The organism is Mesorhizobium sp. LNHC209A00 (assembly GCF_000502915.1).
In the GTDB taxonomy this organism is placed as follows: Bacteria; Pseudomonadota; Alphaproteobacteria; order Rhizobiales; family Rhizobiaceae; genus Mesorhizobium.
In genome coordinates this window covers 292,902-312,033 of the sequence record NZ_AYWT01000004.1, presented here as the reverse complement: position 1 = coordinate 312,033, position 19,132 = coordinate 292,902, and the positions used below count along the sequence as shown (strand labels likewise).

The window sequence follows — 19,132 nt, the reverse complement described above, 5'->3', positions numbered from 1 at the left end:
CGCAGGGCAGGCTCGGTCGGCCTATGCCGTCTCGTCCATCCGGTCGCGCAGGATGCTCCAGCCGAGCAGCATGTTGGGCGCGTGCCGCAGCAGGGCATGGAACGGAATTGGCGCCGGCGGTGCGAAGGGCACCGGCAAATCACGCGCTCCGGCTCCAGCGGCCCAGTCGGCCAGCACCTTGCCCATCGCCGTGGTCATGGCAATGCCGCGTCCATTGCAGGCGCGACCGGCGATCAGCCCGGGTCCGAGGTCCAGGAGATGCGGCAGGAAATCCGATTCGACCGCCGCCATCCCCGACCAGCCATATGCAAGGGGGGGCAGATCAGGCAGGTCGAGGCGCCGGCCGAGCCGTCGCCAGATTGTTTGGCGCACGCGCGTATCGGCGCCGGCACCAAGAATATGCATGCCGCCGCTGATCAGCCGGTTGTCGGCGTCGAAGCGGAAGGTGAAGAGATTGCGCCTGGTGTCGCCGACGCCTTGTCCGCCAGGCAGCAGACGCGTGCGGATTTCATGCGGCAGGGGCGCGGTTGCGATCTGGAAGACCTTCAGGGGAATATAAGTTCGCCCCAGCAACGGATCGAGGGAGCCGCCATAGGCGTTGGTAGCGACCAGCACCTTGGCCGCGCGTACCAAGCCCAACCGTGTTTGAAGTGCCCAACCATCGGCGACGCGATCGATCGAGGCGACCGGCGTGTGCTCGAAAATCTTCGCGCCGGCCTTCTCCGCCCCATCGGCCAGCCCCAGCGCATAGGCGACGGGATTGAGCACGCCGCCGGAGCGATCCATCCAGCCCCCGACATAGCCGCGCGCGCCGGTCAGCGCCTCGACCTCTTGCCGATCCAGGGTGACGACAGGCCGGCCGCGCCGCGCCCATTGGTCCGCGCGGGATCTGACCTTCTCCAGGGCCGCCGGCGAGTGCGCCGGCTGGATCCATCCGTTCTGCACCGCGTCGCAGTCGATGCCGTGCCGCCGGATCAAGTCGAAGACGTGGTCGGCACTGCCGGCGGCAAAATCGATGAGGCGTTCGCCGCGCTCGGCGCCGAGATGCGCGAGGATGCTGTCTGGATCCATCCTGGCGAAGTTCGGCACCACGAAACCGGCATTCCTGCCGGTCGCGCCCCAGGCGATGATCTCGGCTTCGAGCACAGCGACCGAGATGCCTTTTTCGGCGGCGTGCAGCGCGGTCGACAGACCGGAAAATCCACCGCCGACAATGGCGAGGTCGACGTCGAGCCTGCCTTGCAGCACCGGCCGCTTGCGGCGCTCGCGGCTGATGGCATGCCAGAGCGAAATGCCGTTCGCACCCTGCCGGACCGAGGCATTCATGAACCGGAACTGCTCTTGTCCGTGGCGATCCGCCTGCGCTTGCCAAAGCGCGTCCGCGGGGGCCTGTCGCCGAACAATCCGTTCGGCCGCATCAGCAGGATCACGCAGAGCATCACGCCGATGGCGACGATCTGCAGCGAGGCGGCGCGCGCCTGCTGCTCGGGCGGGAAGAACACGCTGGTCAGCGTGCCCGATCCGGCCCAAATCCCCCAGACCAGGACACTGCCGATGACCGCGCCGAGATTGCTGCCCGAGCCCCCGACGATCAGCATCACCCAGACCTGAAAGGTGAGGATCGGCAGGTAATTGTCCGGCGCGATGAAGCCGGTGAAATGCGCTTGCAGCGCGCCGGCCAGCGCCATGATGGCGCCGCCGACGGCAAACGCCTGGACGCGGTAGAAGCGCGCGCTCTTGCCGAGAGAAATCGCGGCCCACTCGTCCTCCCGCAGCGCTTTCAGGACACGGCCCCACGGACTGCGCGACAGGTGCTCCAAGGCGAGATAGGCAATCAGCGTCACAGCGCAGACGACCGCAAGGTTCGACAGGTTGAACAGCAGCGGCGTCTCCGCAAGGCCGCCGAAGGGGCGCGGGATGAAGCCGATGCCGAAGGGGCCGCCGGTCAGTTTCTGCGCGTTGAGTGCGACCAATTGCACGACGACGGCCACGCCGAAGGTGGTGATCGCCAGATAGTCGGATCTAAGACGCAATGTCGCCATGCCGGTAAGCGCGGCCGCAATGCCGCCAACGACCATGGCACCCACCCAGCCGGCGAGGATGGGCAGGCCGAAGCCGCCGAGCCGCGCGGGATCGTCCGGTGTCGTCAGCAGCGCCGAGGTGTAGGCGCCGATGGCGACGAAGCCCGCCAGGCCGACATTGAACAGGCCGGTCAGGCCCCATTGCAGGTTGAGCCCCAGCGTGACCAGCGAGAAGATCAGCGCCGTGGTCAGGAAGAAGGCGCCGTAGCCAACCAGATCGATCATCTTTCCCGAACTCCGAAAAGGCCGATCGGCCGCACGAACAGCACAGCCATCAGGATGACGAAGGACACGGCGGCGCGCCATTCGGCGCCGATCAACTGCACCGCGCCGGCTTCGGCGAGACCGATGATCAGGCCGCCGAGCACCGCGCCCGGGATGCTGCCGATGCCGCCGAGGATGGCGGCGGCGAACATCGGCAGCAGCATGTCGAAGCCCATGAACGGGCGGATCTGCACCAGGATGCCGATCATCACGCCAGCCACGCAGGCGAGCGCGCCGCCGATGATCCACGTCACCCGCACCACGCTGGCGACGTCGATCCCAACGACGCGGGCCAGTGCCGCGTTCTGGCTCAAGGCCTGCATTGCGCGGCCAGTCTGCGTGCGCGTCATCAACAGATGCACGCCGAGCACGAGTATGGCGGTCAACACGAGCAACGCGATCTGGTCGGGCGTGATGCGGATGCCGAAGCCGACCGGCATGGCGATCTGGATCGCCCGGCTGAAGTAGGTCGGCCGTGAGGTGAAGGTGAATTCGAGCAGGCTGCGTAGCGCCATCGAGGCGCCGAAGCTCGCCATCACCACGATGATCGCCTGGCCTTGCGAGCGCAGCCGCGAAAACAGGATCTTGTCGAGCAGCAGTGCGAGCAAGGCGGTGAATGCCATGCCGACGATCAGGGCGACTAGAAGCGGCCAGCCGAAGGACAGCGGTCCGATCGGCGCCACCTTGCCGAACATCGCACCGATGGCACTGACCACGGCCAGCGTCGCATAGGTGCCCCAGGCCATGAAGTCGCCATGGGCGAAGTTGGAGAAGCGCAGGATCGAATAGGTGAGCGTCACGCCGATGGCGCCGAGGCCGATCATCGAGCCCGTCAGCAATCCGTCGACGATGAATTGCAGGCTCATCCCGCGCCTCCCTTGCCTGTGTGAGAAGGGCGCTGGCCAAGATAGAGTTCGGCGACGACAGGGTCGTTCCACAATTCGGAGGCTATGCCCTCGTGCCGGTCCTTGCCTTCAGCCAGCACATAGGCGCGGTCGCCGATGGCAAGCGCTGCCTTGGCGTTCTGCTCAACCAAAAGGATGGTGACTCCGGACTTGCGGATGCCGGCCAGCATCTCGAATACCATCGCGACGAACTTCGGCGACAGGCCGGCGGACGGCTCGTCCAGCACCAGCACCTTGGGATGGACGATCAACGCCCGCGCCACGGCAAGCATCTGCCGCTGGCCTCCCGACAGATTGCCGGCGGCGGTGCGGCGCTGGCGGCCAAGGTCGGGGAAGGCGGCGTACATTTCCTCGATGCGGACCGGGATGTCGCGCCGCTCGAGGATGCCGCAGGACACCTTGAGATTGTCCTCCACCGACATCAGCGGAAAGATGTTCTCGGTCTGCGGTACGAAGGCGAGGCCAAGCCGCACCATGGTGTGGGCCGGCGCGGCGGTGATATCCCTGCCGTCCAGCAGCACCGTGCCGCCGGTGATCGGCACGAGGCCGGCGATCGCCTTGATCAGGCTCGACTTGCCAGCGCCGTTGGGGCCGAGTACGACGACGATCTCGCCTCTGTCGACGGTGATCGAGGCGCCGCGCACGATCGGCACGCCGGGCTCATAGCCGGCTTCGAGGTCGCGTACATCGAGGACGGTCTCGCTCATGCGGTGCCTCCGAGATAGGCATCGATGACGCGCGGGTCGCGCGCGACCTCTTCTGCCGTGCCTTCGCTCAGCAGTTGGCCGCTCGCCATGACAAGGACGCGGTGACAGAGCCGCGTCACCATGTCGATGTTGTGCTCGATCAGCAGGAAGGTGATGCCGCGCACGTTGATGTCGCGGATGCGGTCGATGATGACTTCGAGCAGCGTCGCGTTGACGCCGGCGGCAGGTTCGTCAAGCAGGATGATCGCCGGGTCGGCCATCATGACCCGGGCGAGTTCGAGCAGCTTGCGCTGGCCGCCGGACAGCACGCGCGCCGGCTCATGGGCGAGATGGCTGAGGGTGACGAGTTCCAGCAGGTCGAGGGCTTTCGTCCGGGCGGCTTTTTCCTGTGCGGCCACTCGCCACGGCGTGAGGAAGTTAGCCAGCAGCTTTTCGCCGGCCTGGCCCTGTGCCGCGAGCATGATGTTTTCGATCAGCGTCAGATTGGGCAGGGGGCGCGGGATCTGGAAGGTGCGGCCAAGGCCGCGGCCGATGCGCAGGTGAGCGGCTTCGCCTGAGACGCGCGTGCCGTTGAGAAGGATGTCGCCGCTGGTGGGCAGGATGCTGCCAGCCAGCAGGTCGAACATGGTCGTCTTGCCGGCGCCGTTGGGTCCGATCAGGCCAAGGATTTCGCCCGCTTTGACATGAAACGAGACATCGTTGACGGCGACAAGGCCGCCGAACCGCCTGACGACGTTGCTTGCCGTCAGAACCGGGACACGGGTCTCCTTCCCCTGCCTTTCCGCTGCCTCGCTCATCAAACCCTCTGGCCGAAGACGGTCCTTGCCGTCTTCTGATTATGATTTGTGATCACACTTGCTTTGATCACGCTATTCGGCTTTAATTTCATCCGCAAGCCGAAAACCCGCCGAGTACGGAATTCCATGCAAAAGGCTGCCATCGAAAAAAACAACGAGGCGATCGCGGCCCAGCTCGCGCCGGTGGGCCGCGAGACGGTGCAGGATCGAGTCTATTCCGAGCTGCGTCGGGCCTTGATAGGCGGCCTGTTCGAGCCAAGCCAGGTGCTGACCATCCGCGGTCTGGCCGATGCGCTGGTCACTTCGACCATGCCGGTGCGTGAGGCGCTTGGCCGGCTGATCACGGAAAAGGCGCTGGAGGCGCTGCCCAACCGTTCGGTGCGGGTGCCGCCAATCACGCTGGAGCGCCTCGACGATCTCTTGCGAGCCCGTATCCTGATCGAGGGCGAGGCGATCGCGCTGGCCGCCGTCCGCATGGGGCCGCGCCAGATCACCACCATCGAAACCATTCTCGGCGAATGGGACGAGATGCGGGCGCTGAAACACAAGAAGGATGTCGACCGCGAAGTGACGCTCAACCAGAGCTTTCACTTCGAGATCTATCGCTCCTGCGGCTCGGCCGTTTTGATCCCGATGATCGAGAGCCTGTGGCTGCAATCAGGTCCATGCATCCGCGTCGCCATCTACGCCTTCTCGGAAGCCGGCGAGGTCGACACCGCCCAGTATCACCGCCGCATTGTCGAGGCGCTGGCCAAGCAGGATGCTCGGGCGGCGCGCGAAGCGCTGGTCGCCGACATCAGCCGGCCCTTCACCTTCCTGCGCAGCAAGCTGCAATCCGCCGCCGCGAAAGGCCAGATATGACCTCCATCAGGATCAGCGAGCCGCGCTCCAAGCTTTCCGTCACTGCGCTGCTGCTGCCGGAAAGGGCGCCGGAGAACGCGGCCTTTCTCACAGCCTATGTCGCCACGCCACGTGTCGTCCCCGCCATTCACGCCATGTGGACGGGACCTGAGATCTCCTGTCCGGTTCCATCAGTCGATCTCGAGGGGCAGGCCTATGCCCGGCCGCTGCCGGCGGAGAACGCGACCCTGACGCCGCAGCCGGGCGACATCGTGTTGTCTTACGTGCCGCCGCGCATGTGGGGCGGCAATCCCAACGCGATCTTCGACATCGGCCTGTTCTACGGGCAGGGCGCGCGTCTGCTGTTCCCGATCGGCTGGCTGGCCGGCAGCGTCGTCGCGCAGGTGAAGCCCAAGGAGCGCGATCAATTCGCGGCTGCCTGCGGCATTATCCGCCGCAACGGCGCCTGCGACATCACCTTCAGCCTGGTGGAGGCCTGAAATGGCTGACGACAGTTTCGAACTCTTCGATCTCCGCGTCGAGGCGGTCATTCCGCAGGGCAAGCCGATCTATTGCGGCGCCAGGGCCGGCGACTATTTCGAACTCAAGGGCGAGATGCTGTCGATGCCGGCGGGGCAGGGCTTTTCGATCTATTCGATCTCGGCGGTGCTGCCGCTGCTGGCGGCGAAGCAGCGTCCGACCCACCCGAATGACTGGATGACCTCCGACGCCGAGATCGCCTGTCCCGATCCCAACTGCGCCAGTCGGCTAAGGATCGTCAGGCTGGCCAAGCGGCGGTTCAGCCATGCCGAAACCACGGCCGTGCCGCTGCCGAAGGGAATGACCTGACATGACCGCCAAGACATTCGAGCTCAGTCCGGGCTACGCGATTTCGCGCGTCATACGCGGTGGCTGGCAACTGGCCGGCGGCCATGGCGCTATCGATCGCAGCCAGGCCGTGAGCGACCTGATCGTCACTTTCGATGCCGGCATCTGGACTTATGACTGCGCCGACATCTACACCGGCGTCGAGGAATTGATCGGCGCCGCGCGCTTGCGGCTGGCCAATGAGCGCGGTCTCGCTGCAGCGGCCAAAATGAAGGTGCACACCAAGCTCGTGCCCGACCTTGAACGGCTCGCTACGATCAGCCGCGACTATATCAGGGGCATCGTCGACCAGTCGCTGCGCAGGCTTAAGACCGAGCGGCTCGACCTCGTGCAGTTTCACTGGTGGGATTATGCGCAGCCGCGCTATGTCGAGGCGATGGGTTGGCTCAACGAGCTTCGGCGCGAGGGCAAGCTGCGCAATCTCGGCACCACCAATTTCGATACGCCCCGGCTTGCCGAAATCCTGTCAGCTGGCATCCCACTGGTCAGCCAGCAGCTGCAATATTCGGTGCTCGACCAGCGTCCGGCGAACAGCCTCGCCGCGCTTGCGGAGGAAAACGGCGTCAGCTTCCTCTGCTACGGTTCTGTGGCCGGCGGCTTTCTCAGCGACAAATGGCTTGATGTCGCCGAACCCGGCACGCCGCTCGAAAACCGCTCGCTGGTCAAATATAAGCTGATCATCGACGATTTCGGCGGCTGGGACCTGTTCCAGCAACTGCTTCGCGCACTGAAGGCGGTGGGCGACCGCCACGCCGTCGACATCGCCACCATCGCCAGCGCCTGGGTGCTGGAGCAGCCGCGAGTCGCCGCGGTCATCGTCGGTGCCCGCAACCAGGCGCACGCGCTGGCCAACGCCAAAATCATGGATGTCGTACTCGACGCTGATGACCGTGCGCGGATTGCAGCCGTGATAGCCAGGAGCAACGGCCTTGAGGGAGACGTCTACACGCTGGAGCGCGACCGCCACGGCCGCCACGGCTCTATCATGCACTACAATCTCAACGCGGGCCGGATATGAAAACCATGGACGATAGGTTGTTTTCGCAGGCCAGCACCGAAGTCGTCGCCCTGCATCGCTTTTTCGTCGACTGGTTCGTCGCCTCGCGCGCCGACAAGGTGGATTTCGGCCGCTTCGAAGCCGTCATGGGCGAAGGCCTGACCATGATCGCACCAGGCGGCCAGATCCTCGACCGCGATGCCGTGATCGACCATGTGCGCTCCAGCCGCGCCACTTGCGACGACGGCTTTGCCATTTCGATCGAGGACATCAAGCCCGGCTGGCAGGATGGCGATACCATCGTCGTCCTCTATGTCGAGGCGCAGCTGCGCGCGGGCAAGCACAGCCGCCGCCGGTCGAGCGCGGTCTTCACCACCAGTTCATCGGCGCCCAACGGCGTCCAATGGCGGCATCTGCATGAAACCTGGCTGCAGGTGCCGGAACACTGAGACTTTCCAGACGTCAAATCAGTTCGTGTAACTCAAGGGGAACAACAATGAGAAAGACGATACTCCAGCTCACCACGGCACTTGCTCTCGTGACGATGGCGGGTGCCGCCCAGGCCGCCGACTGCAAGATCACCGTCGGTCTCGTCATGGAACTGACCGGTCCGGCCGGTGAATACGGGCAGGCCGGCGCCAAATCGGTCGAAATGGCCTTCCGCGACATCAACGAAGCCGGCGGCGTGCGCGGCTGCGATCTCGTCACCGATACTCGCGACAGCCAAAGCCAGGGCAACATCGCGGTCGATGCCGCCACCCAGCTGGTTCAGGTCAAGAAAGTGCCTGTGATCATCGGCGGCATCATTTCCTCGGTGTCGATCCCGATCCTGACCTCGGTTACCGCGCCGGCCAAGATCGTCCAGGTCTCGCCGGCGTCGTCCTCGCCGACGCTGACGACACTCGGCCGCGACGGCAAGACCAACGGCATCTTCTTCCGCACCATTACCTCGGACGCGCTGCAGGGCGTGGCCGCCGCCAAATATGCGGTCGACAAGGGTTTCAAGAAGCTGGCGATCATCCACGTCAACAACGACTTCGGCGTCAACATGGTGGCCGAATTCTCGCGTGCCTACAAAGCGCTCGGCGGCACCATCGTCTCCGACACGCCCTACAACGAGAAGCAGTCGAGCTACGCCTCGGAAGTCACCGCGGCGATGGGTGGCGAACCGGATGGACTTTACCTGGTCAGCACGCCCGTCGACGGCGCCACCATCGCCCGCACCTGGATCTCGCAGGGCGGCGTGCAGAAATTCCTGCTCAATGACGGCATGAACAGCCCTGATTTCATAGAGTCCGTCGGGGCCGATTATCTGAAGGACGCCTATGGCACGTCTTCAGGCACCAGCCCGACCGCCTCGACGGAGTATTTCACCAAGAACTACAAGGCGTTTTCCGGTATCGAACCGTCAAATCCCGCGGCAGACCGCTCCTATGATGCCGGAGCCATTGTCGGGCTCGCCATCGCGATTGCCGGCTCCGAGGACCCGGCCAAGATCAAGGACGCCATGTACAAGGCGGTCGATCCCGCCGGCACGCCGATTTATGCGGGCAAGGAAGAATTCGCCAAGGCGCTCGGCCTGATCAAGGACGGCAAGCCGATCCGCTATGAAGGTGTCATCGGTCCCGTCGCCTTCGACAAGTTTGGCGACATCACCGGCCCGTTCCGGCTGTGGAAGATCGCCGACGGCAAGGTGACGACCGATGGTGAAATGACCACCGACGACGTCAACGCGCTGCAGGCCAAGCTTCAGTAAGCCGGCGCTGTACTTCCGGCATCGATCTCGCCCATCGCGATCGATGCCGGCGTCACCTGAGGCGGGTCGATATCGCTTGCACGACAAGCGGGCGCGAATAGGATCGGCCGGCTGCAATTCAAGGGATGGCGAGCGTGCTGGACAAGGATACTCATCGGGCCATCCGGTTGTTGGACGCTGACGATGCGCCTTGTCACGCAGGCGGCTGATCCGGATGTCGCCTGAAACACAACGGCTGCTGTCCGCGCTTGGCAACAGGCTGGGCTCGGGCGGCATGCTCGCCGGCTCCGACGTGGACCAGCGCTACCGCGATGATCCCGACGGCAAGCTCGGCGCGCTTCCCGAAGCAGTGCTGCGCCCGCCCGATACCGAGGGTGTCGCGGCGGCACTCGCCATATGCAACGCTCTTGGCCAGCCGGTCGTCGTCCAGGGCGGTCGCACCGGGCTGGCCGGTGGCGCGCGCGTCCAGCCGGGCGAGATCGTGCTGTCGCTGGAGCGCATGACCGGCCTTGCCGCCCCGGACCGTCAAGCCGCCACCATCGTCGCCGAAGCTGGCGCGACGCTGCAATCGGTGCAGGAAGCGGCAGACGGCGCCGGGCTGATGTTCGGCGTCGATATCGGCGCGCGCGGCTCCGCCACGGTCGGCGGCAACATCGCCACCAATGCCGGCGGCATCCGCGTGCTGCGTTACGGCATGTACCGGGCACAGGTGCTGGGGCTGGAGGCGGTACTTGCCGATGGCACGGTGCTGACGTCGCTCAAAGGCCTGCCCAAGGACAATTCCGGCTACGACCTCGGCCAACTCTTCATAGGCGCGGAAGGGACGCTTGGCGTCGTCACCCGCGCCGCGCTCCGGCTGCATCACAAGCCCGCATCGGAGGTGAACGCCTTCTGCGCGCTGCCTTCGCTCGATGCCGCGATCGTCCTGCTCGGGCTGCTGCGGCAAAAGCTCGGCCCGCTTTTGTCCGCCTATGAGGTCAATATCGCGCCGCTCTATGACGTCATGGTCGCCAGCATGGCCATGCCGGCGCCGCTTCCGGCTGGCTCACCCGTCTACGTGCTGGCCGAAATCCAGGGCAGCGAGCCAGAACGCGACGGCGAGCGATTCGCCGAGGTCTTGATGCAGGCGGTCGAGGACGGCATCGTCGACGATGTTGTCGTCTCCCAATCGCCGCGCGAATTCCGCGCGCTGTGGGATGTGCGGGAGGACGCCAACCGCGTTCTGTTTTCGATGAAAGGCCTGATCGGCGTCGACATCAGCATCCCGTTGGCGCGAATGGGAGCGTTCCTGCAAGAAGCGGATGCCGCCATCCGCGCGGTCGATCCCGGAGCCGACATCTATGTCTTCGGCCATCTCGGCGACGGCAACCTGCACTATCAGGTGCTGACGGTGGATCCGGCGGCGGCCTACGGTATCATCTATCGCGGCGTGGCGGCGGCCGGAGGCGGCGTGTCGGCCGAGCACGGCATCGGCCTCGACAAGAAGCAGTGGCTGAATCTGGTGCGCAGCGACGCCGAGGTCGCCACGATGCGGCGGCTGAAAACGGCGCTCGATCCGAAGAACATCCTCAATCCCGGACGAGTCTTCGACCTTGACCCAACCGCCTGAAACTCAGCTACGTTCCGTCGCCATTTGCCTGGGAATGAGAAAACGGGCGGCGAGCACGCAGAGCAGGACGGTGAACATCAAGATCAGCGCCACCAGCGCGTTGATGTCGGGCGAGAAGCCAAGCCGCATCATCGCCCACAGCCTGACCGGCAGCGTGCTTTGCGTGCCGGTGACCAGGATGGTGATCATCGTCTCGTCGAACGACAGGGCGAAAGCCAGGATGGCGCCGCCGACCATGGCGCTCGACAGGTTCGGCAGTATGATGCGCCAGAAGGTCTGCCAGCCGCTGGCGCCGAGATCGTAGGAGGCTTCGACCAGCGTGCGGCTCATCGACTGCAGCCGCATCAGCACGGTGCGGTAGACGATCGCCAGCACGAACACGGTGTGGCCGATGACGACCGTCAGCAGCGAGCGTTCGAGGCCGATCTCGCGGAAGAAGATCAGCAGCGCCAGGCCGCTTATGATAGGCGGCATCAGGAATGGCAGGAAAATGATGAACTGCAGAACCGAACGTCCTGAGCGGCGGCTGTGATAGTAGAGCGCCAGCAGCGTCCCGCTGACCACCGACAGGATTACGGTACAGACGCCGACGATCAGCGTGGTGCGCAGCGCGGCCAGAATCTCATGGTTTCCAGCCAGCGCCACATAGGTCGAAAGGGTCGGCGACGACCAGTCGACATTGCCATGTGAAATGGTGAAGAACGACGACACGATCGGCACGAACAGTGGGCTGTAAAGCAGCACAGCGACCAGCGTCGTAATCGAGGCCAGGAAGATGGTGGAAGGCCGGGGCAGCGCGCTCATACCGACGTTCCCCGGCTGCGCCCGAACCGTTCGCCAATGAGAATGGCGGCGATCACCACGATCGCAAGCGCCACCGATAGCGCGGCGCCGAACGGCCAGTTATAGGCCGTGCCGAACTGGCTGTAGAGGATGCGGCCGAAGGTGAAGCCGCTGATCCCGCCGACCATCTGGGGCGTCAGGAAATCGCCGATCGCCAGTACGAAGACGAAGCTCGCCGCCGAGGCGACGCCGGGCAGGCTGAGCGGCAACGTGATGCGCAGGAATGTCTGCAGGCTGCTGGCGCCCAGGTCATCCGAGGCGCGCAGCAAGGTTTGCGGAATCCGCTCCAGCGACAGGAAGATCGGCAGGATGGCGAACGGGATCAAAAGCAGGCTCAGCGTCAAAAGGATGGCGTTCATGTTGAAGACGAAAAGCGTCGATGGCTGATCCAGGATGCCGAGCGCCACCAGCGCCTTGTTGAGGAAGCCGTTGAGTCCGAGGATGCTGCGGATCGCGTAGATCTTGATGACGTAGCTCATCAGCAGCGGCACCAGCAGCAACATCAGCAGGGCGTACCGCCACCGCCCCTTCAGCGTCGTCAGGAAATAGGCAGCTGGATAGGCGAGAAGGATACAGATGACGGCCACCGATACGCACAGCACGATGGTGTTCCAGAACACCGGCAGAAAGATCGGATCGGTGAAGAACCTGATATAGTTGCCGAGGGTCGGTGCATGGACGATCGTACCCTGGTCGACGCTGAAGAAACTGTAGACCAGGAAGATCGCCAGTGGCACGAGGACGAAGATAACCGGCAAGACGAATGCCAGCGCCGTGACAAGCTGCGACAAGCGCCGCTCCTCGGAAGATGTCGAGCCAGCCGCGCTCATGCCAGCACCAGATGGCCTTCATGCGGTGCAAAGCAAAGCGAGACCGTTTCGCCTGACTTGAGAGCACTGCCGTCGATCCGGCTCGGCATGCGCAGCCGCAGGCGCAGGCGCAGCGCGGCATTGTCCGCACCTGCCGTGATCGTGGCGACGGTCGATGAACCGGCAAAGGCCAGATCGGCGATGGTGCCGGAAAAGCGGTTGCCGCCGTCCTTGGTGTCCGCGAGATGCAAGGCTTCGGGGCGGAACGCCGCGAAAGCCTCGGCGCCATCCGGCGCGATCTTCAGATGCGGCTGGTCGCTGATCGAGCAGACCAGCCGTCCGAGTGCCGTCTCGATCGGTCGTTGCTCGCCTTGCACCGGACCGAGTTTTCCAGCCACCAGATTGTTCTCGCCGAAGAAGCGCGCCACGAATTCGCAATTCGGCTTGTAGTAGAGCTCATGCGGCGTGCCGAGCTGGCGGATATGTCCGGCCTGCATGACGCAGATCCTGTCGGCCATGCCGATCGCTTCTTCCTGGTCGTGGGTGACGAACAGGAAGGTGGTCTTGATTTCGCGCTGGATGGATTTTAGGAACTCCTGCATCTGCCGGCGCAATTCGAGATCGAGTGCCGCCAGGGGCTCGTCGAGCAAGATCAGGCGCGGCTGGCAGATCAGCGCCCGAGCGAGCGCGACACGCTGGCGCTGGCCGCCGGAAAGCTGTGCCGGAAAGCGCTCGGCGAAACGTCCGAGCTGGACCAGATCGAGGGCTTGCGCCACGCGGCTGGCGATCTCCTTGCGCTTGATATGGCGCACCGAGAGCCCATAGCCGACATTGCCGGAGACGGTCATATGCGGGAACAGCGCATAATCCTGGAACACAGTGTTGAACGGCCGCTTGTTGATCGGCATGCGGCTGATGTCCTGGCCGTCGAGCCGGATCTCGCCTGACGTCAGTGGCTCAAGCCCGCCGATCAGGCGCAGGACCGTGGTCTTGCCCGAGCCTGATGGCCCAAGAACGGTCAGGAACTCACCGTCCCGGATCGACAGGTCGATGTCGTGCAGCACGGGAACCGTGCCGTAGGATTTCGAGACGGACCGCAGCGTCAAGAGGTCGGTGTTCTGGCTCATGGGGTATTCTCGCATACGGTTCGGCGGTCCGGAACGTCCGGACCGCCGGGTCCTTCGAAGTCAGGCGTGGAAAGGATCAGGGCGTCGCCTTGACCTCGTTCCACAAGTCCGAACGCTTGAGCGGATCCTCGACATTGTTGAGCCAGACCAGCTTGTCGTTGCCGCCGGCGCTGCTCGACTGGACCACCGTGTTGCCGAATCCGGTGCGCTCGGAAAGCGCGCCGCTGACCTTCTTCGTCAGCATGAAGTCGATCCACTTCTCGGCCGCGGCATTGTCGCGGACGCCCTTGGAAATGACCCAGTTGTCGAGCCAGGCAAGCGCGCCTTCGCTCGGATTGACGTAGGCGACATGGGCGCCGATCTTCTGCAGTGCCTTGACCTGCTGCTGGCCATAATTGGCCCAGATCAGCGCAACGTCATTGTTCTGGTAGATCTGCTGCGCCTCGTCGGCGGTGGTGTAGAAGCTCAGCACATTGCGCTTGAGCTCGACCAGCTTGGCCTTGACCGCCGCCATTTGTTTTTCGTCGAGGTTGAACGGATCCTTGTAGCCGAGCGTCAGCGCGGTGAACGAGAAATTGTGCTCGCCATTGTCGTAGGCGAGGATCTTGCCCTTGTAAGCCGGATCCCACAGGACGGACATCGAGGTCGGCGCCGGCTTGACCTTGTCGGTGTCGTAGATCAGCCCGATGGAATCGAAGCAGAACGGAATACCGTAGACCTTGCCGTCCTTGGTGTCGCCGCTGACCTGAGACAGATTACGGAAGCGCGGCAGCACGTCCTTCTGGTTCGGCAGCTTGGTGATGTCGATCGGCGACACCAGATCGGCCTTGATGTAGCGCTGCAACTGGGCGGTATTGACCGCGAAGACGTCGAAGTCCTGCCCTTCGCTGCCCTTGATCTTGGCCCAGATTTCGTCATCGCTGCCGATGAAGACTACATCGACACCGATGCCGGTGGCGGCGGTGAAGTCCTTCACCCAATCCGGGTCGGCATAACCGTCCCAGGCCAGCACGCGAAGGTTCGCGGCCAGCGCCGCCGACGTCATCAGGCCGATGCCGAGCCCGATGGTCGCTAGTCTCAGAAACGCTTTCTTCAGTCCCATTTTTAATCTCCCATTGTCATTCTGGTGGACCGTAATTTCCGGGGCTATCGCCGTCACAGCTGGGTGACGGCAACCAGTCCCTCGTCCGGCACCGACACCATCCGGTTGCGCAGCGGCTTGCCGAATGTCTGTGCCTGGATTTCATACTCGTCCCCGGAAGCCGTCTTGACGCCGGAGGCGTAGCTCATCACCGCCGCTCCGAAGAAATAGGCGTGCAGGTCGCCCGCCCTGCGGTGCATCGGGTAGCGGAAATGGAAGTGTTCGAGATTGGCGATCGAGTGCGACATGTGCGCTTCGCCCGACAGGAATTCCTGTTCCCAGATAACAGTGCCGTCGCGCAGTATGCGGGAATGGCCGCGCACTTCTTCGGGCAGGTCTCCGATCAAAAGCTCCGGTCCGATCGAGCAGGAGCGGAGTTTCGAGTGGGCGAGATAGAGGTAGTTCTCGGCCTCCGTCACATGGTCGGAATATTCGTTGCCCAACGCATAGCCGATGCGATAGGGGCGGCCATCCGGCCCATTGAGGTAAAGGCCGACGATCTCGGCCTCTTCCGCGCCGGCTTTCGCGAATGCAGGCATCGGCAGATCGGCGCCAGGCGGCACGACACAGGTGCCGACGCCCTTGAAGAACCATTCTGGTTGAATGCCGATCTTGCCGGCACCGGGCTTGCCGCCTTCCAGGCCCATGCGGAAGATCTTCAGCGAATCCGACTCCTCGGCGTCCTCGCCATGGGTCAGCACATGCATCTTGTCGCGCGCGGCGGCACTTCCGGTGTGAGTGAGGCCGGTGCCGGTGACCAGGAACCGCGCCGGTTCCGGATGGTCGACGGGAGCGAGCACGCGGCCATCGCGCAGCAGTTCGCCATAGTCGATCGTGGCCGCGCCCGTCCGCTTCTCGACCAGCGCCGCGATCGACGCACCCTGCGCGATCGCCGCTTCGGCGAGCTCCAGCACGGTGCTTGTCTTGTCGAGTGGATGCAGGCGATCGCCGTCATCGGAAACGAGGCCGACCCGCCTGCCGCCGTCGATCGTTATGTACTGAACAAGACGCATGAAATACCCTTCTTCCCTAGAGGCCGTACGGGGTCACACCCAGCCGGCGTCAACGATGAACTGCTGGCTCGTGCACATCAGGCTGTCGTCGGCGGCGAGGAACAGCGCCATGCGCGCAATGTCGGATGGCTGCAGCCGGTCGGGCAGGCACTGCCGCTCCGTGATCTGGCGTTCGCCAGCGGGGTTCAGCCACAGCCGCATCTGGCGCTCGGTCATCACCCAGCCCGGCACCATGCAGTTGACGCGGATGCGCTCGGGGCCGAGTTCGCGGGCCAGCGCCCGCGTCATGCCATACACCGCCGCCTTTGCGGTCACATAGGCAGGGCAGTCGGGATCGCCGACCATCCAGGTGATGGAGCCGAAATTGATGATCGAGCCACCGCCATGCGCACTCATCTGTGGACGCACCGCCTGGGCGGCGAAGAACTGGTGGCGCAGATTGACCGCCATGCGGTCGTCCCAATAGGCCACCGTGACGTCCGTGGTCTGGTGGCGGTCGTCATTGCCGGCATTGTTGCACAGCGCCTGGATCGGGCCGTTGTGCCGCATCGCCTCGACGGTCGCCGTCTGCAACTGCTCTACATTGCGCAGGTCGCAGGGAATGAACAGCGGCGCGGCACGCCCTTCGGCCGCGATCGCATCGACCAGGCGCCGTGAAGGCTCCTCGGCCAGATCGACGAAGGCGACGCGGCTGCCTTGCGCGCAGAAATGGCGCACCAGGCTTTCGCCGATGCCGCTGCCGCCACCGGTTATGAACACGCTGCGGCCCTTGAGGCTGGGGTAGGTCGCGTAGCTGCCGATCTGATCAGTCATCGCGCGCCTCTCTAGTGGGAATGCCGGGGTATGCCGGCATCGCGCCGGCCGACGAGAAAGTCGAAGTCGCAGCCCTTGTCGGCCTGCAGCACGCGCTCGACATAGAGGCTCTGGTAGCCACCCTGCGGCGGCTCCGGCGGCTTCCAGTCACGGCGGCGGATCGCCAGCTCTTCATCCGAAACCAAAAGCTCGAGACGGCGGCCGGCGACGTCGAGCTCGATGAGATCGCCGTCGCGCACCAGGGCCAGCACACCACCGGCCGCGGCCTCCGGCGCAACATGCAGCACCACCGTGCCGTAGGCGGTACCGCTCATGCGCGCGTCCGAAATGCGCACCATGTCGGAGACGCCTTCTCTGAGCAGCTTGGCCGGCAGCGGCATGTTGCCGACCTCTGCCATCCCGGGATAACCGCGCGGTCCGCAATTCTTCAGCACCATCACCGAGGAGGCGTCGATATCCAGCTCCGGATCGTCGATGCGGGCATGGTAATGCTCGATGTTCTCGAAGACGACGGCCTTGCCACGATGCTGCATCAGTTCGGGCGTTGCCGCGGACGGCTTGATGACCGCGCCGTTGGGAGCCAGGTTGCCACGCAGGATCGAGATGCCGCCCTCCTTGGTCAGCGGCTCGCGCAGCGGCCGAATGACCTCACGGTTGTAGTTGGGCGCGCCGTCGATCAGTTCACCGATGGTCTTGGCGCTGACGGTCATGGCGTCGCGATGAAGAAGCCCCGCTTCATCAAGCGCCGCCATGACCGCAGCTAGCCCCCCGGCATAGTAGAAATCTTCCATCAGGAACCGACCCGACGGCATCAGGTCGACAATGGTTGGCACGCCGCGGCCAAGGCGGTCCCAGTCATCGAGGCCGAGATCGACACCGACCCGGTTGGCGATGGCGATCAGATGCAGCACCGCGTTGGTCGAGCCGCCGATCGCGCCATTGACGCGAATGGCATTCTCGAAGGCTTGCCTGGTAAGGATCCTTGCAATCGTCACGTCGCGGTGGACAAGATCGACGATCTGCCGTCCGGCCAACTGGGCAAGCACGCCTCGGCGCGAATCCACCGCCGGGATCGCGGCGTTGTCCGGCATGCCGATGCCGAGCGCTTCCACCATGCTGGCCATGGTCGAGGCGGTGCCCATCGTCATGCAGCTGCCGGCCGACCGGCTCTGGCCCTGTTCGGCGGCGAGGAAGTCGGCGACCAGCATGCGGCCAGCCTTGACCTCCTCGGCGAATTTCCAGACATGCGTGCCCGAGCCGATATCCTGTCCGCGGAACTTGCCGTTCAGCATCGGTCCACCGGAGACGGCGATGGTTGGCAGGTTGCACGAGGCAGCCCCCATCAAGAGCGCCGGCGTGGTCTTGTCGCAGCCAACAAGCAGGATGACGCCGTCGATCGGATTGCCGCGGATGGATTCCTCGACATCCATGCTGGCCAGGTTGCGAAACAGCATGGCGGTGGGGCGCATGTTGCTCTCGCCCAGCGACATGACAGGGAATTCCAGCGGCAGGCCGCCAGCCTCGTAGACGCCGCGCTTGACGTGATCGGCCAGCGCCCGCAGATGCGCATTGCACGGCGTCAGTTCCGACCAGGTGTTGCAGATGCCGATCACCGGCCGGCCGTCGAAAGCGTCGGCGGGAATGCCCTGGTTTTTCATCCAGCTGCGGTGCATGAAGGCGTTCTTGCCTTCACCGCCGAACCAGGCTTCGGACCGCAATTTGCGTTTGGTCTCGGTCACGATTGCAGGCCCCGCTCGTTGCGGCGTTTGTTGCGGTTCTCGACGCTGCGGCGCACGTCATCCTCGGCATTGTCGATGAGCACCAGCAATGCCTTTTGCGCGCCGGCGGCGTCGCCGGCGGCGATCTTCTCGGCGACTTCCCGGTGCAGCGGCAAGGAATGGCGCTGCCCTTCCGGATTGTCGTTGGAGAGGCGAAAGCTCATTACCAACGCGGTCTCGACCAGTGCGGCCAGCGAGCCGATCAGCTCGTTGCCGGTCATGCGCAATATGGTCTGGTGGAACACCAGATCGGGCTTGGCGAAGCGGTCGCCGTCGTCGCTCAGTGCTTCCATTTCGGCCAGCGCTGCGTGGATCTCGGCGATCTGCGCCGGCGTCGCGCGCTGCGCGGCAAGGGCCGCCGCCATCGGCTCGATGGCGCGGCGCAGTTCAAACAGCGCCCGCACATCCTCGGCACTGACCCCGCCGGCATAGCGCCAGGACAGGACGTCGGGGTCGAGGAAATTCCAGTCGGCGCGAGGACGCACCCGCGTGCCGGTCTTCGGCCGCGATTCGACCAGCCCCTTGCCCGCCAGCACCTTGATCGCCTCGCGCAGCACTGTGCGGCTGACCCCCAGCATCTCGCTGGAATCGTCGGCATTGGGCAGCGCCTCGCCGGGCTGGAAGTCGCCCTGCACGATGCGCAGCCCGATCTGCTCGACGACGGTGGCGTGCAGCGCGGTGGAACCGCTGGAAACCGCGACCGCGACCCGTGACGTGCGGACCGTGATGAACGATTTTCTATTCTTCATACTATTCATATGATA

General features: G+C 64.5%; 20 protein-coding genes. 7 read left to right on the top strand and 13 right to left on the bottom strand.

Features of this window, described 5'->3' with window-relative positions:
* Positions 1–21: 21 nt before the first annotated feature.
* The 5 genes from X739_RS152760 to X739_RS152780 are packed head-to-tail and all read right to left on the bottom strand — an operon-like array spanning position 22 to position 4,754.
* The gene (locus X739_RS152760) at positions 22–1,326 is read right to left on the bottom strand and encodes an FAD-dependent oxidoreductase (protein ID WP_023771170.1); all 1,305 of its coding nucleotides are present in this window, start codon (positions 1,324–1,326) and stop codon (positions 22–24) included.
* On the bottom strand, positions 1,323–2,306 hold the full coding sequence (locus X739_RS152765; protein WP_023771169.1) for a branched-chain amino acid ABC transporter permease: 984 nt from the start codon (positions 2,304–2,306) through the stop codon (positions 1,323–1,325). The genes X739_RS152760 and X739_RS152765 overlap by 4 nt, the downstream gene beginning before the upstream one ends.
* Positions 2,303–3,211, bottom strand: a complete 909-nt coding sequence (locus X739_RS152770; RefSeq protein ID WP_023771168.1) for a branched-chain amino acid ABC transporter permease — start codon at positions 3,209–3,211, stop codon at positions 2,303–2,305. The genes X739_RS152765 and X739_RS152770 overlap by 4 nt, the downstream gene beginning before the upstream one ends.
* The gene (locus tag X739_RS152775) at positions 3,208–3,957 is read right to left on the bottom strand and encodes an ABC transporter ATP-binding protein (protein ID WP_023771167.1); all 750 of its coding nucleotides are present in this window, start codon (positions 3,955–3,957) and stop codon (positions 3,208–3,210) included. Before X739_RS152775 ends, X739_RS152770 begins: the two co-directional genes overlap by 4 nt.
* A complete protein-coding gene (locus tag X739_RS152780; protein WP_023771166.1) occupies positions 3,954–4,754 on the bottom strand; it encodes an ABC transporter ATP-binding protein in 801 nt (266 codons plus the stop codon). Before X739_RS152780 ends, X739_RS152775 begins: the two co-directional genes overlap by 4 nt.
* A 126-nt stretch (positions 4,755–4,880) precedes the next feature.
* Here X739_RS152780 and X739_RS152785 point away from each other — a divergent pair, with 126 nt between their 5' ends.
* The 7 genes from X739_RS152785 to X739_RS152815 all read left to right on the top strand — a co-directional run bounded on the left by X739_RS152785 (position 4,881) and on the right by X739_RS152815 (position 10,844).
* The gene (locus tag X739_RS152785) at positions 4,881–5,615 is read left to right on the top strand and encodes a GntR family transcriptional regulator (RefSeq protein WP_023771164.1); all 735 of its coding nucleotides are present in this window, start codon (positions 4,881–4,883) and stop codon (positions 5,613–5,615) included.
* Positions 5,612–6,094: a DUF3830 family protein gene (locus X739_RS152790; protein ID WP_023771163.1), complete on the top strand. Its 483-nt coding sequence runs from the start codon at positions 5,612–5,614 to the stop codon at positions 6,092–6,094. Before X739_RS152785 ends, X739_RS152790 begins: the two co-directional genes overlap by 4 nt.
* Position 6,095: 1 nt before the next feature.
* Positions 6,096–6,443: a TIGR04076 family protein gene (locus X739_RS152795; protein ID WP_023771162.1), complete on the top strand. Its 348-nt coding sequence runs from the start codon at positions 6,096–6,098 to the stop codon at positions 6,441–6,443.
* A gap of 1 nt (position 6,444) precedes the next feature.
* On the top strand, positions 6,445–7,500 hold the full coding sequence (locus tag X739_RS152800; RefSeq protein ID WP_023771161.1) for an aldo/keto reductase: 1,056 nt from the start codon (positions 6,445–6,447) through the stop codon (positions 7,498–7,500).
* Between the two features lie 5 nt (positions 7,501–7,505).
* The gene (locus X739_RS152805; protein ID WP_156939356.1) at positions 7,506–7,928 is read left to right on the top strand and encodes a DUF4440 domain-containing protein; all 423 of its coding nucleotides are present in this window, start codon (positions 7,506–7,508) and stop codon (positions 7,926–7,928) included.
* 47 nt (positions 7,929–7,975) lie between these two features.
* On the top strand, positions 7,976–9,235 hold the full coding sequence (locus X739_RS152810; protein WP_023771159.1) for an ABC transporter substrate-binding protein: 1,260 nt from the start codon (positions 7,976–7,978) through the stop codon (positions 9,233–9,235).
* A 214-nt stretch (positions 9,236–9,449) separates the two neighbouring features.
* On the top strand, positions 9,450–10,844 hold the full coding sequence (locus X739_RS152815) for an FAD-binding oxidoreductase (RefSeq protein WP_023771158.1): 1,395 nt from the start codon (positions 9,450–9,452) through the stop codon (positions 10,842–10,844).
* A 3-nt stretch (positions 10,845–10,847) separates the two neighbouring features.
* Here the strand turns inward: X739_RS152815 and X739_RS152820 are convergent, their stop codons facing one another.
* The 8 genes from X739_RS152820 to X739_RS152855 all read right to left on the bottom strand — a co-directional run bounded on the left by X739_RS152820 (position 10,848) and on the right by X739_RS152855 (position 19,126).
* Entirely contained in the window at positions 10,848–11,648 is an 801-nt protein-coding gene (locus X739_RS152820) for an ABC transporter permease (RefSeq protein ID WP_023771157.1), read from the bottom strand.
* Complete coding sequence (locus tag X739_RS152825) at positions 11,645–12,478, bottom strand: ABC transporter permease (protein WP_245273840.1); 834 nt, start codon at positions 12,476–12,478, stop codon at positions 11,645–11,647. Before X739_RS152825 ends, X739_RS152820 begins: the two co-directional genes overlap by 4 nt.
* A 35-nt stretch (positions 12,479–12,513) precedes the next feature.
* Positions 12,514–13,623, bottom strand: coding sequence for an ABC transporter ATP-binding protein (locus tag X739_RS152830; protein WP_023771156.1), 1,110 nt, complete (start codon positions 13,621–13,623; stop codon positions 12,514–12,516).
* 76 nt (positions 13,624–13,699) lie between these two features.
* Positions 13,700–14,725 carry an ABC transporter substrate-binding protein gene (locus X739_RS152835; RefSeq protein ID WP_023771155.1) on the bottom strand — a complete coding sequence of 342 codons (1,026 nt, stop codon included), beginning with the start codon at positions 14,723–14,725 and terminating at the stop codon, positions 13,700–13,702.
* A 53-nt stretch (positions 14,726–14,778) separates the two neighbouring features.
* On the bottom strand, positions 14,779–15,777 hold the full coding sequence (gene araD1, locus X739_RS152840; RefSeq protein ID WP_023771154.1) for an AraD1 family protein: 999 nt from the start codon (positions 15,775–15,777) through the stop codon (positions 14,779–14,781).
* Between the two features lie 33 nt (positions 15,778–15,810).
* Positions 15,811–16,590 (bottom strand): SDR family oxidoreductase, encoded by a 780-nt coding sequence (locus tag X739_RS152845; protein WP_023771153.1) that lies wholly within the window; start codon positions 16,588–16,590, stop codon positions 15,811–15,813.
* A gap of 11 nt (positions 16,591–16,601) precedes the next feature.
* Positions 16,602–18,329, bottom strand: a complete 1,728-nt coding sequence (locus X739_RS152850) for an IlvD/Edd family dehydratase (protein ID WP_023771152.1) — start codon at positions 18,327–18,329, stop codon at positions 16,602–16,604.
* Positions 18,326–19,126 (bottom strand): FadR/GntR family transcriptional regulator, encoded by an 801-nt coding sequence (locus X739_RS152855; protein ID WP_245273839.1) that lies wholly within the window; start codon positions 19,124–19,126, stop codon positions 18,326–18,328. The genes X739_RS152850 and X739_RS152855 overlap by 4 nt, the downstream gene beginning before the upstream one ends.
* Positions 19,127–19,132: the final 6 nt, after the last annotated feature.